11 protein-coding genes are annotated in these 13,253 nt (G+C 66.5%); all 11 read left to right on the top strand.

Annotation, left to right across the window (positions count from 1 at the left end):
• Positions 1 to 26: 26 nt before the first annotated feature.
• The 11 genes from RSO01_RS18550 to RSO01_RS18600 all read left to right on the top strand — a co-directional run bounded on the left by RSO01_RS18550 (position 27) and on the right by RSO01_RS18600 (position 13,219).
• On the top strand, positions 27 to 1,448 hold the full coding sequence (locus tag RSO01_RS18550) for an O-antigen ligase family protein (RefSeq protein ID WP_170303165.1): 1,422 nt from the start codon (positions 27 to 29) through the stop codon (positions 1,446 to 1,448).
• Between the two features lie 105 nt (positions 1,449 to 1,553).
• A complete protein-coding gene (locus RSO01_RS18555; RefSeq protein WP_170303166.1) occupies positions 1,554 to 2,834 on the top strand; it encodes a sugar transferase in 1,281 nt (426 codons plus the stop codon).
• 28 nt (positions 2,835 to 2,862) lie between these two features.
• The gene (gene asnB, locus RSO01_RS18560) at positions 2,863 to 4,701 is read left to right on the top strand and encodes an asparagine synthase (glutamine-hydrolyzing) (protein WP_147150627.1); all 1,839 of its coding nucleotides are present in this window, start codon (positions 2,863 to 2,865) and stop codon (positions 4,699 to 4,701) included.
• 7 nt (positions 4,702 to 4,708) lie between these two features.
• Positions 4,709 to 5,812: a glycosyltransferase family 4 protein gene (locus tag RSO01_RS18565; protein ID WP_147150628.1), complete on the top strand. Its 1,104-nt coding sequence runs from the start codon at positions 4,709 to 4,711 to the stop codon at positions 5,810 to 5,812.
• Positions 5,809 to 7,041, top strand: coding sequence for a glycosyltransferase family protein (locus tag RSO01_RS18570; protein WP_147150629.1), 1,233 nt, complete (start codon positions 5,809 to 5,811; stop codon positions 7,039 to 7,041). Before RSO01_RS18565 ends, RSO01_RS18570 begins: the two co-directional genes overlap by 4 nt.
• Positions 7,038 to 7,760, top strand: coding sequence for a class I SAM-dependent methyltransferase (locus RSO01_RS18575; protein WP_147150630.1), 723 nt, complete (start codon positions 7,038 to 7,040; stop codon positions 7,758 to 7,760). Before RSO01_RS18570 ends, RSO01_RS18575 begins: the two co-directional genes overlap by 4 nt.
• Positions 7,760 to 8,809 (top strand): glycosyltransferase, encoded by a 1,050-nt coding sequence (locus RSO01_RS18580; protein ID WP_147150631.1) that lies wholly within the window; start codon positions 7,760 to 7,762, stop codon positions 8,807 to 8,809. Before RSO01_RS18575 ends, RSO01_RS18580 begins: the two co-directional genes overlap by 1 nt.
• The gene (locus RSO01_RS18585) at positions 8,806 to 10,101 is read left to right on the top strand and encodes a glycosyltransferase family protein (RefSeq protein WP_147150632.1); all 1,296 of its coding nucleotides are present in this window, start codon (positions 8,806 to 8,808) and stop codon (positions 10,099 to 10,101) included. Before RSO01_RS18580 ends, RSO01_RS18585 begins: the two co-directional genes overlap by 4 nt.
• A 2-nt stretch (positions 10,102 to 10,103) precedes the next feature.
• Positions 10,104 to 11,252, top strand: coding sequence for a glycosyltransferase family 4 protein (locus tag RSO01_RS18590; RefSeq protein ID WP_147150633.1), 1,149 nt, complete (start codon positions 10,104 to 10,106; stop codon positions 11,250 to 11,252).
• 135 nt (positions 11,253 to 11,387) lie between these two features.
• Entirely contained in the window at positions 11,388 to 12,470 is a 1,083-nt protein-coding gene (locus RSO01_RS18595; protein WP_170303167.1) for a methyltransferase domain-containing protein, read from the top strand.
• An 8-nt stretch (positions 12,471 to 12,478) separates the two neighbouring features.
• Positions 12,479 to 13,219, top strand: a complete 741-nt coding sequence (locus RSO01_RS18600) for an FkbM family methyltransferase (RefSeq protein WP_170303168.1) — start codon at positions 12,479 to 12,481, stop codon at positions 13,217 to 13,219.
• The last annotated feature ends 34 nt before the right edge of the window (positions 13,220 to 13,253 follow it).

Genomic DNA, 13,253 nt, shown 5'->3' on the forward strand with positions numbered 1-13,253 from the left:
GCCGTCTCCTTGCAGTGGTCCGGAGATTGGCCAACTGGCTCCTGACGTTCGCGTTCTTTGCCGTCGTGGTGTTAGCCGCGCTGCCCATGGGCGCCAATCGCGACTGGGCCTGGGCCCCGATCGCCGTGATCATCGGCCTCATGGCAGTGGCGGCCGCGGCGGGACTTGGATCGCGCAACGGCTTCGAGGTGATCGAGCGCGAACGCCTGCCGCTGCTGGTACTGATCATCTGCTTCCTGATCTTCATCCTGTTCGGCCTGCTCCAAATGGCGACCTGGGCGCCATCGGCGGGCAGCGCCTGGTTCTATGAGACGGCGGCGCGGCTGCTCGGCAGCGCGCACGCTCCGGTACCGGATCTCGCGATCGACGTCTCGCGCAACACGCTGCTGAAGTGCCTGACTTGCGGCGCCATATTCCTGCTGGCGCGCACGCTTTGTCGTGATCACGAGCGCGCGCGGCTGCTGCTGCTGATGTTCATTGCCGGCGGCCTGCTGGTGGTCGTCTACGGCTTTCTCATGCAGCTCCAGACGCATTCCTGCTACGTCGGCAGCTATCTCAAGAAGGTCGGCGCCTATCAGCCAACCGACCGGTGTGTGATGTCGGGGACGTTCGTCAGCAGCAATTCGTTCGGTTCCTATTGCGGCATGGCCCTGATGGCCGCGATGGCACTGGTCTTCGCCAGCCGGCGACGCCAAGGAGACATGCCCTATGGCTACGATGAGGATGACGAGGAGAGCTTCGTCGCCTCCCTGACCGGCTTTCGGGTGACTATGCTGGCGATCTGCCTGTTGCTGCTGGGAGGGCTCCTGTTCTCCGCCTCGCGCGCGGGCCTTGCCGCAACCCTGGCAAGCGCCGGCGTGCTTGGCGTACTGATGCTGCGCGGTCGCTGGCATTCGCGGCCGGGCTTGGCGCGTCTGTTCGTCGGAGTAGCCATCGCCGTCGGCCTGGTCGTCCTCGTGATCGCCGGCAACACCATCGTCAGCAAGATGGCCAACGCCTCCGATGGCGGGGACCGCATCCGCATCTGGCTCGCCGCCCTCCAGGCGATCAGGATGTCGCCTTGGCTGGGCTGGGGGCTCGGCAGTTTTGCCGACATTTACGCCGTCCTGCAGCCCACGCACCTGCCGATGGCCAACGACCTCGCGCACTCTACGCCCCTGGAGACGATGGTCGAGGTCGGTGTGCCGATAGCCTTGGTCGGGTATGCCATCGTCATTATTCCGTGCGGCGTGGCGCTCTATGGCGCCCTGACCCGGCGGCGGGCGCACCGTTACCTGCCCGGCGCCGCCTTCGCCGTGGCGCTGGTTCCAATCCTGCATTCCATGGTCGATTTCAGCCTGCAGATGCCTGCAATCGCTTTCGTCGTGAGCGCACTCCTCGGCATGGGCTGGACTCAGGCGTTCGGTCGCAGGGAGCGGGCCCCACGCGGCTTTACGCCCTGGGAGTAGATCAACTATACTCATATGGGGTGCAAACAGTATGCGGTGGGGCATGCTGGTTGTATGGAGGGAGTAGGCTTGCGCAGAGCGATTCCGGTGGGGCCAGGTGCCTCCATGGGGCGTCGGGAAAACGGCTCGCGGACGATGCGGTCGGCACCGCAGCGCTTCATCGAGACGTGGATCGATGCCGTGGTCGGCTTCCTGTTCTGCGTGGTGCTGCCGATTCCGATCTACGCCACCGGTGAGCCGTTCGTTGGTGCGTGGAGTGGCGCGGAGTTCACCATCATTTCGACGGCTATCGGCTATTCGGTGGTGTGGTATTGCGGGCGACGGCTTGACGCCTTTCCGGGAGCGACCCTGCAGGGCAACCTCGGCTCCGTCGCGCCGATCGCTGTCCTGACCTATGCCTTGATCGCCGCCATTCTGCTGCTGCTGCGTATCGACTATTCACGCATTCAGTTCTTCGGCTCGGGCCTGCTGATGGTGCTGTGGATGGCAAGCGTGACGCACCTTCGGTCGCGCTACCTGGTACGCAACTACGCCGTGATTCCGCGCTCGTCCATTGCCGACATGCCGGTTCTCTCTACATGCCGGTGGCTCGACTTCGACGACGTGCAACGGCGCGACGTCAGGGTGGACGCCATCGTCGCCGATCTCAGCGCAGACCTGGGTGAGGGCCGGCTCGCCGCGCTGGCGGATGCCGCGATCGCCGGCGTGCCGGTGCTCGATCGGCGCTACATCGTCGAGACATTGACCGGCCGCACGCCGCTCGGCGGACTCACGCCCAACGAATTCGGCGCTCTGCTGCCGTCTCGTCAGTATCTCGTCGTACGCCGCGTCGTCGAGCTTGGGCTCACCGTGCTGATGCTGCCGATCCTGCTGCTGACGCTGCCGGTCGTGGCGCTGGTCGTCCGTCTGGACAGCCCCGGCCCGATCTTCTTTCTGCAGACGCGCATCGGCCGGCGTGGGCAGCCGTTCCGCATGGTCAAGTTCCGCACCATGTTCCACGGCGCCGGGGGCCCGAGCTTCACCACCGCCGCCGATCCGCGCATCACGCGCATCGGCGCCTTCCTGCGCAAGTGTCGGCTCGACGAGCTGCCGCAGCTCTTCAACGTCCTCGCCGGCCACATGAGCTGGGTCGGACCGCGGCCGGAGGCGGCATCGCTCGAGAAGAGCTATGTGCGCGACATCGAGCACTTCGCGCTGCGCGGTATCGTGCGGCCGGGCGTTACCGGCTGGGCGCAGATCAACCAGGGCTATGCCCACGAGTCCGACGAGATGCGATCCAAGCTCGAGTACGACCTTTACTACCTCAAGCACTGCTCGCTGTGGCTTGATCTTGTGATCGTGCTACGTACCTTTGCCGTGGTGTTCCGCGGCACCGGTGCACGCTGACCGTCGCCGCCTTCTTGCGATCCGAACCATGTGCGGAATAGCCGGCATCCGTGCCTACCTTGCCGTCGCGCCCGCGGTCGATCGCGCCGAGCTGGCGCGCATCAACGACCGCATGGCGGCGCGCGGGCCGGATGGGCAGGGACTGTGGCTTGCAGCCGACGGCCGGACCGGTTTTGCGCATCAGCGGCTGGCCATCATCGACCTCAGCGAGGCCGGCGCGCAGCCCATGCACAGCGCCTGCGGCCAGTACACCATCACGTTCAACGGCGAGATCTACAACTACCGCGAACTGCGCGACGAGCTGGCGGCGCGCGGCCATATCTTCCGCAGCGGTTCCGACACCGAGGTGTTGCTGCAGCTCTATGCCGATTGCGGCCCCGCCATGGTGCGCAAGCTGCGCGGCATGTTCGCCTTCGGCCTGTGGGACGCGAAGAAGCGCACGCTGCTGCTGGCGCGCGATCCGCTGGGCATCAAACCGCTCTATTGGAGCGACGACGGCTGGACCCTACGGTTCGCCTCCCAGGCCAAGGCCTTGCTGGCTGGCGGCGCTGTCGCGCGCGATCCCGACTCGGCGGGCATCGTGGGTTTCCACCTGTTCGGCAGCGTGCCCGAGCCGTTCACGGTGTGGCGCGACATCCATTGCCTGCCGGCCGGTACGACCCTGACCGTTGACGCGACCGGCCCTGGGGCGCCGCAACGCTACTACGACGTCGCCGACGCCCTGGCCGAGCGCGCGCTGAAGGCGAGCCCGGATGTGGCCGATGCCCGACGTTGTCTTGCCGATGCGGTGCGCGAGTCGGTGCGCCACCATCTGGTGGCAGACGTGCCGGTCGCCGTGTTCCTGTCGGCCGGTCTCGATTCAGGCGCGCTGCTTGGCACCATGGCAGGACTGGGCGCGCGCTCGGTCTCGGCGGTCACTCTCGCCTTCGCCGAGTTCAACGGCCTGGCTGTCGACGAGGCGCCGCTCGCGGCCGAGGTCGCCAAGCGCTATGGCGCGCACCACATCGTTCGCACCGTCGATCGCGCCGAGTTCGAGGCGGATCTGCCGGCGATCCTCGATGCCATGGACCTGCCTTCCATCGATGGCATCAACACGTGGTTCGTCTCAAAGGCTGCGCATGAGGCGGGCATCAAGGTGGCGCTGAGCGGCCTCGGCGCCGATGAATGCTTCGGCGGCTATCCGTCATTCGCCGACGTGCCGCGGAGCGTGCGCTGGCTCGGGCCGCTGTCGTGGTTGCCCGGCGTCGGTGCGCTCGCCCGGCGGGGGGTGTCGGCGGCGATCGGCGCGGGACTAGGCCTGCATCCCAAGGCGGCCGGGCTGCTGCAGTACGGCGGGAATTGGGCCGGTGCCTATCTGCTGCGCCGCAGCGTCTACATGCCATGGGAACTGCCCGAGCTTCTCAACCCTTCGCTCGTGGCAGACGGGCTGCGCCGCCTGTCACCGCTCAGCTACATCGCCTCGTCATTGCAGACGACGCGAGGGCTCGGCGATTTCGACCGGGTCGCGGCCATGGAGACCGCGCTCTACATGCGCAATCAGCTGCTGCGCGACGCCGATTGGGCGGGCATGTCCCACGGCGTTGAGATCCGCGTGCCGTACGTCGATCCATTCTTCCTCGCCGCCTTGCCGCCGGGCGAGGTGCTGGCGCGCGTCAATGCCAAGGACGCCGTGGCCGAGGTGCCCCAGCCGCCATTGCCGGATGCCATCCGCTCGCGGCGCAAGACAGGGTTCGTGACCCCGGTCGGCCGATGGCTGCGCGAAGCGGCAGGCGAGCCGACCCACGCGACAGTCGATTTTTCCGCCGCCTCGCGCGGATGGGCGCAGCGCGTCTGGCACAGCGGCTGGACCAGCCCCGAGGTGGCGTGACGCGACGATGACAGTCCGCATTCTGGCTCTGGTCGGCGACGCCTACGGCGCGCGCGGCGGCATCGCCCGCTACAACCGCGACCTCTTCGGCGCGTTGGCCGCGACGGACACGGAGATCCTCGTGTTGCCGCGGCTCGGCGCGGTGAGCGGCGAGGTGCTTCCTGACGGTGTACGGCAACGGCCCGCCAGGTTCGGGCGGCTGAGCTATTCGCTCGCCGCGCTGTGGGCCGCCTGGCGCTTTCGGCCCGTGGACATCGTGTTCTGCGGGCATGTCTACATGGCGCCGCTGGCTGCCGTGCTGGCGCGCCTGCTTGGCGCCCGCTACTGGCTGCAGACGCACGGTGTCGAGATCTGGCGCGACCGCCGCGCCATCGTGCGTCGGGCCATCGAGGCGGCAGACCAGGTGACCGCGGTCAGTCGCGGCACGCGTAAGCATCTGCTCGGCTGGGTCGATCTCGCGCCTGAACAGGTGCGGGTGTTGCCCAACACCGTCGACGAGCGCTTTGCGCCCGGTCCAGCCTCGCCCGCGCTGCGCGAGCGGCTGAAGCTTGGACCCGGCCCGATCCTGCTTACCGTGGGCCGCCTGTCGGCAGGTGAGCGCTACAAGGGTCATGAGTTCGTCTTCGCGGCCTTGCCCGAGTTGCGCACACGCTTTCCCGACCTGATCTATGCCGTGGCGGGCGAGGGTGACGATCGCGCCCGGCTGGAGGCGCGCGCCAATGAGCAGACGGGCGATGCGTCGGCCGTGCGTTTCCTGGGTTACGTTCCCGACGAGGACCTGCCCGATCTCTATCGCCTGGCCGATCTCTTCGTCATGCCGAGTTCCGAGGAGGGCTTCGGCATCGTCTATCTCGAGGCGGCGGCCTGCGGGCTGCGCGTGATCGGCGGTGCGGGTGGCGGCAGCGGCGATGCCATTCCTGTCGGCGTGGGTACGATCGTCGATCCCGCCGACCAGGCTGGCCTGATTGACGCTGTGACCAGGCTGCTCGGGCGAGGACGGGTCGACCCGGTTGCGATCGAGCCCTATCGGCGACCGCACTTTGCAAACACCGCCCGCTTACTCCTCGCTCGCCTTCTGGCCCAGCGGCGTCGTATGAGGGACAGGGCATGACGACGCTCAGTCCCATGCGTGGCGCCATCTGCATCGTGAGCCCGGGCAATCTCGCGTCAAATCCACGCGTGCTGAAGGAAGCCGACGCCCTGCATGAGGCGGGCTACGCCGTCACCGCCGTCGTCTGTGACTATACGGAAGCGCTGCGCGGCTTCGACGACGAGATCTCAGCCAGCGTTGGCTGGAAAGTGCAACGCGTGCCGCGGTCGGCCAGCGAGCGGCCGATCGGCCTGTTGGCAGGTAGCGTCGCGAAGCTGGCCGGAACGCACATGCCGGTTGCATGGGCGGCCCGGGCCTACGGCGGGCCGGCCGCTGCATTGACGCGAGCGGCGAGCGGCGCGCCGGCCGATCTCTATATCGGGCACTACATCGCCGGACTGGCCGCGGCGGGCCGGGCCGCCCTGCGTCGCGGCGCGATGCTGGGCTTTGATGCGGAGGATCTGCACACCGGAGAGGGTACGGCGCTGCAGGTGAACATGGTGCGAACCATCGAAGGCGTCCTGCTGCCGAATTGTCGCCATGTGACGGCGGCGGCGCCGCTGATCGGCAAGGCGTATCACGCGCGCTACGGCGTCGAGCCGGCCACGCTGCTCAACGTCTTTCCTCTCGCCATGGCGCCGGCGAAACCGGTATGTGCCGGGCAGGGGACGTTCAGGGCCTACTGGTTCTCGCAGACGGTCGGCCTGGATCGCGGCTTGCAGGCTTTCATCCAAGCAATGGCGCGCACGACAGCGCCCGTCACTCTCGATATCCGCGGCGGCGACCGGTGGGGGCATGGCGACAGGCTGATGGAGCTGGCGCGTGAGCTCGGCGTCGCCGGCCGCGTCAACCTGCTGCCCATGGCAGCGCCGCAGGAGATGGTGCGGCTGGCGGCGGACTACGATATCGGCCTGTCGCTAGAGACCGACGTCGGCGAGAATCGTCGCGTCTGTCTCACCAACAAGATCTTCACTTACCTGCTGGCCGGCGTGCCGGTGCTGTTGAGCGATACCCCTGCGCAAGACGCGCTGGCCCCTGAGCTGGGCGCAGCGGCCCGTGTGGTCTCCCTGGCCGATCCCGATGGCATTGCGTTGGTGCTCGATCGCCTCGCCCGGTCACCCGCGGCGCGGGCCGAGGCGCGGGACACGGCGTGGCGCCTGGGGCGCGAACGCTATAACTGGGACGTCGAGAAAGGAGCGTTATTGGGCTCCGTCGAACGTGCCTTTGCGAGCAGACGGGTAGCGGCATGACGACCCTGAAACAGCGGATAGGCGCCTGGCTTATCCCGCGCATGCCGGTGAACCCGTGGGTGTTCCGTACTTTCCGCGTCGAACTGAACGCGATGATGGTACGGCTGCTGAACAGCATCCATCCCGGCCGCATCGCCCAGCTGCGTGCGCTGCAGCGGCGGCGGGGCGTCCTTGTCAATGTCGGCTGCGGCCCGTTCGGCCAGGACGGCTGGATCAATCTCGATCTCTTCCCCGCGCCCGGTGTCACCATGCGCGTCGATTGCCGGTGCGGCCTGCCGCTCGGCGACGGTGCGGCTCGCGGTATCCACGTCGAGCACTATTTCGAGCATCTCGAGCCCACCACGGAGCGCCCTCGTTTCCTTGCCGAATGCCGGCGTTGCCTGGAGCCGGGCGGCATTCTGCGCATCATCGTCCCCGACATGCGGAAGTATGCCGAAGCCTATCTCGCGAACGACTGGACGATGCTGAACCAGATAGGCTGTGGTGGTGAGCTGCCTCAGGCGACCTTCGCCACCAAGATGGAGGCGTTGAACCACGTCTTCGTGCAGGACGGCGAGCATTATGGCGGTTTCGACGCCGAGTACCTGCGTTGCACGCTCGAGCACGCGGGATTTGCCGACGTCGCACAGGTGGATTGGCACGAGGGCCGCTTTCCCGATGGGCCGATCGATCGCGAACAGCATCGGCTCTATTCGCTGTACATGGAGGCCCGCCGCTGATGCGCATCCTGATCACCGCCGATCCGGAGATCGAAGTGCCGCCCCGTCTCTATGGCGGTATCGAGCGCATCATCGACGGCCTGGCGCGCCGGCTGCGCGCGGGCGGGCAAAAGGTCTGCCTGGTCGCCAAGCCCGGCTCGCAATGCCCGGCCGATGCCTTCCATCCTTGGCCGGGAGCGAGCTCGCTGTCGCGCACCGACACGGTGCGCAACGGCCTCGCCCTGTGGAGGGCCGTGCGTGCCTTCAAGCCGGACGTCATCCACAGCTTCTCGCGGATTGCCTACCTGGCCCCGCTGCTGCGTGGTTCGATCCCGATCGTCATGTCGTTCCAGCGCGATCCGACCATGCGCACGGTCGGCACGGCGGTGAAGCTCGCCGCGCCCGAGGTGCTGCGCTTCACCGGTTGCAGCGACTACATTGCCACCGTTGGGCGGCGCGCCGGCGGCGACTGGCGCGGCATCCCAAACTTCTTCGAGATCGATTCGCTCAACTTCAGCCCGACCGTCGCGGCGGACGCGCCGCTCTGCTTCCTGAGCCGCGTCGAGAGCATCAAGGGCGCCGACTGGGCGATCGAGATCGCGCGCCGCACCGGCCATCGGCTGGTGATCGCCGGCAACCACGCCGATTCCGGCGCCGAGGGCGACTATTGGCGAACCAAGATCGAGCCCTGGATCGGCCGCGACGGCATCGAGTATGTCGGGCCGGTCGACGACGTGCAGAAGAACAAGGTGCTGGGCGAGGCGCGCGCCATGGTCGTGCCTATCCAGTGGAACGAGCCGTTCGGCATCGTGTTCGCCGAGGCGCTGGGTTGCGGCACGCCGGTCATCTCCTGTCCGCGCGGCTCGCTGCCGGAGATCGTCCGCCAAGGTGTCGACGGTTTCCTGATCAAGTCGATCGACGAGGGCTGCGAGGCAGTGGCCAAGCTCGGCACCATCGATCGTGCCGGCTGCCGGCGCCGCGCCGAGCAGGAGTATTCGCCCGACGTCGTGGTCGCGCGCTATGTCGAGCTGTATGAGAGTGCGCGTTCGGCGCTGAAGTCGCGACGATGAAGCGGCTCGCCCTGGTGAGCGGTCACTTCGCGCCAAGCAACTTGGTCGGCGCACAGCGGGCGCGGCTGTGGTCGCGTCATCTGCCGGAATTCGGCTGGGAACCTATCATCGTCACGGGCGATCCTGCGCTCTACGAAGAGCGGCCGGATGCCGATCTCGAGCGCCTGGTGGCGCCCGGCCTCAGGGTGATCCATGCGCCGACGATGTCGACGCGGCCCGTCCGGTTGGTGGGAGACATCGGCGTGCGCGCTTTCCGGGGCTGCTTTCGCGTGCTGGCCGAGCTGGCGGCGCGGCGCGAGATCGATTTCGTGCTGATCACCATCCCATCGAACTTCCTGGCGCCCGTCGGCCGGCTGATCCATCGCCGCTACGGGCTGCCGTTCGGCATCGACTACCAGGATCCGTGGATCAACCGCTGGCCCGGCATCGACGTGCCGTTCAGCCGAGCCTGGGGCTCGTATCGGCTGGCCTCGATGCTCGAGCCATGGGCGGTGCAGGGGGCGAGCCTGATCACCGGCATGGCGCCGGGTTATGTCGCGGGCATGCTCGAACGCAATCCCAAGGTCGCCGAGAACGCCGTCGTCGCCTGCATGCCGATGGGCATCGCGCCGGAGGATTACAGTCTGGTGAGTGAGCTCGACCGGCCGCCGTTCCTGTTCCAGCCGGGCGACGGCCATTTCCACATGATCTACGCCGGTGCCTTGCTGCCGGCGGGCATTGTGGTGCTCGACTCCTTCCTGGCAGGCATCGGCACGCTCAAGGCACGGGCGCCCGAGGTCGCCGCTCGCCTGAAGGTGCACTTCGTCGGGACCGGCAGTTCGCCCGACGATCCGGCCGGGCATCAGGTACGACCCCGTGCCGAACGGGCGGGCGTCGCCGACATCGTCGACGAGCACCCGCAGCGCATCGGTTACGTCGACGCCCTCAATCACCTCAGCCGCAGCGACGCGGTGCTGGTGCTGGGCTCGACCGAGACGCACTACACGCCGTCGAAGGTGTTCCAGGCCATGCTGTCTCGCCGGCCGGTCTTCGCCATGCTGCACCGGGACAGCACGGCTGTGGATATGGTGCGCTCGATGCAGGCTGGCAGGGTACTGACGCTTAGCGAAGGGTCGTTGCCGGCGGCTGGCGACGTGGCGGAGGCCTTGCGGTCTTTCATGGCCGACAAGACCTATGATGCCGATGCCGTCGATCGCGCGGCCTTCGACGCCTATTCAGCACGTGCCTCGACACAGGCGCTGGCAACGGCTCTGGATCTTGCCTGCGAGCGGGCTGCCGCAGGGCGGGGCTAGAGATGGCGCGTATCGGTTTCCTGATCAGCCATCCGATCCAGTACTACACGCCGATCTTCCGTGCGCTGGCGAAACAATGCGATCTCACCGTGTTCTTCGCCCATCGCCAGACCGCCGAGCAGCAGGCACGCGCCGGTTTCGGTGTGGCCTTCGATTGGGACGTCGACCTGCTGTCGGGCTACGACAGCCGCTTCCTCGTCAATGTCGCGCGCCAGCCGTCGACCGATCGCTTCACCGGCTGCGACACGCCGGGTATTGCCGACGAGATCGCCCGCGGCAAGTTCGACGCCTTCGTCGTGCCGGGCTGGGCATTGCGCTGTTACTGGCAGGTCGTCCGCGCCTGTCGCCGTCACGGCGTGCCAGTGATGGTGCGCGGCGATTCGCAGCTCGGCACCCAGCGCAACAGCTTCGTCCGTGCCGCCAAGTCGCTGGTCTTCTCGCACCTGCTGCGCCGCTTCGACGGGTTCCTCTATGTCGGTCAGAGGAACCGCGAGTATCTCCTGCACTACGGCGCTCCGGCAGATCGCCTGTTCTTCTCGCCGCACTGCGTCGACAACGATGCCTTCGCCGCCGCCAGCGCCGCCGCTGCCGTATCGCGTGATCCCAGTCGCCGCCGGATCCTGTTCGTCGGCAAGCTGATCGCCCGGAAGCATCCTGCCGATCTGCTGCATGCCGTGTCGCGACTTGCCGGACAACCGATGGAAGTTGCATTCGCAGGCTCCGGCGAGCTCGAGTCCGAGCTCCGGCAGATCGCGGCAAATGCGTCCATTCGTGCCGACTTCATGGGCTTCGTGAATCAGAGCGAACTGCCGGCGGCGTATGCGGCTGCCGACTTGCTGGTGTTGCCGTCCAACGCTCGGGAGACGTGGGGACTCGTGGTCAACGAGGCCATGGCGTGCGGCATCCCTGCTGTCGTGTCGGATGCGGTGGGCTGCGGACCCGACCTCATCGATGCAGGAGCGACGGGGGCAATTTTTCCGTTCGGCGACATCGCTGCCCTGGCGGTCGCCATGCAAGACGTGCTGTCGCTGGATCGGGCCCATGTTCGGCAGCGGCTCGCAGACAAGATGGCGCTCTATTCGCCGCAGCGTACCGCTGCAGCCATCATCGCGGCGGCGGCGACCCTTGATCGCCGTGCTTCGCGACAGTAACGCGACCAAGGCTCGGCGATTGTGCGGGCGGAAAAGATATGTCACCTCTTCGGTGTAGTCATGGAATGGAAGTGGCGGTGCAAGGCAGCATTTTTCTCGTTTTCTCCCCGATGGCGCCGCGGGTACGAGGCGGACATGGTCGCGCCTGATCGCTGGTATCTCGAGAACCTTCGCTGTCCCGTTGACTATTCGCCGCTCTCCTGGAACGGTACGGAACTCGTCACGGCGGCAGGCCGGACCTATCCGATCGTGGACGGCATGCCTGTGATGCTGCGACGCGATCAGCCGCAGACTATCGGCATCGCGCGCGCCTCGATCGACCGTGCGGTGGGCAACCAGGACGTCATTGATCAGCGTGCTCCCGATTTTTATCTCGAGTCGCTAGGCATCGGCGATAATGAGAAGGCACGGATTGTCGAGATAATGAAAGGCACCGCGGTGATCGACCCCGTGGTCTCTATGATGGTCGCGGCGACCTCGGGGCAGCAGTATGTGCATATCAAGGGGGACGCATCGCTCGCCGACTTTCCCATCCCGGACTTGAAGTTGCCACCCGGCAACGGGCGTACGCTGCTGGACCTCGGTTGCAACTGGGGCCGCTGGTGCTTCGCGGCCGCGCGCGCCGGCTACAAGCCTGTCGGCATCGACCCCTCTCTGGGCGGCGCGATGGCCGCGCGGCGGGTAGCGCGTCAGCTCGGCCTCGACGCCAAGTTCGTTGTCGGCGATGCACGCTGGCTTCCCTTCCCTGAAGCCAGCTTCGACACCGTCTGGTCCTACAGCGTGCTGCAGCATTTCTCAAAGATGGACGCGAAGCAGGCTTTGCATCAGGCCGGCTACGTTCTTAAGCCGGGTGGCATAGCGAAGATCCAGATGGCCAATTGGCTTGGCATCAGAAGTCTCTATCATCAGGCCCGCCGCGGGTTCCGTGAACCCGAGTCGTTCGAAGTGCGCTATTGGTCGACGGCGGAGATCGTCGACGCCTTCAGGACCGCGATCGGGCCGTCCACGCTTAGCGTGGACTGCTACTTCGGTCTGGGCTGGCAGTGGGCCGACATGAAGTATATGCGCGCCACGCACAAACCGATTCTGATGGCATCGGAGATCTTGCGTCGATGCAGCCAAGTCCTGACACCGATGCAGCACGTCGCCGACAGCGTCTTCTGCACGGCGACGAGGCCTTTGACAGTGCCTATAGGCGCTTCCATCAAGGCGGGATGACGAGGTCCATGCTGATGGATATCGCCAAAGCCGGAGCAAAGTGGCTCTTCGGCCTCATGGGGCTGCGACTCACGCGAGCCGTAGAAAACCGGTTCGACGCGATGAATCGCTGCCTTGGGCACCTGAAGGCGCTGGGATATGAGCCCAAAGTGATCGTCGATGGCGGCGCACATAAAGGATCTTTCGCTCGTAGCGCACACAAGATCTTCCCGGCCTCGGTCATTCACATGGTCGAGCCACAGGCGTCGTGCCTCCCGCTGCTGAAGGAGCTATGCTCGGATCATCATTTCGCAGTGCACCCGTATGCCCTGAGCAATCGACCTGGCATGCTGCCGATGATCAGCGAGCCAACGCCGGACTCTGGGGCGCACATTCCGGCCGCCGACCGGGTCTTCGAGACGACCATGCAGGTCGAGGCAACCACGCTCGACCAGCTGTTCGCTTCGGATTGTCGGGAGAGTGACCGGACATTGCTCAAGGTCGACTTGCAGGGTCACGAGCTGCCGGCACTCGAAGGCGCCCTGACTCTGTTGCCTCGCGTCGAGATGATCATCACGGAGGTGACGTTTCTCAGCTGGGAGGGCCTCCCAACGCGCGCCGATCTCGAGCGCTTTCTCGATGCACGCGGCTTCGACCTGTTCGAGGTCGCGTCCCTGAGTGGACGCGGGAGTGATGGGCGACTCCGGCAGGGCGACTTTGTGTATGTTCGGAGAGGGACGCCTCTACACAATAGAAATGGGTGGGAGTAACCGCCCCGCAATCCGAGGAAGAAGCGCGTCCGCA

The organism is Reyranella soli (assembly GCF_007992495.1).
In the GTDB taxonomy this organism is placed as follows: domain Bacteria; phylum Pseudomonadota; class Alphaproteobacteria; order Reyranellales; family Reyranellaceae; genus Reyranella; species Reyranella soli.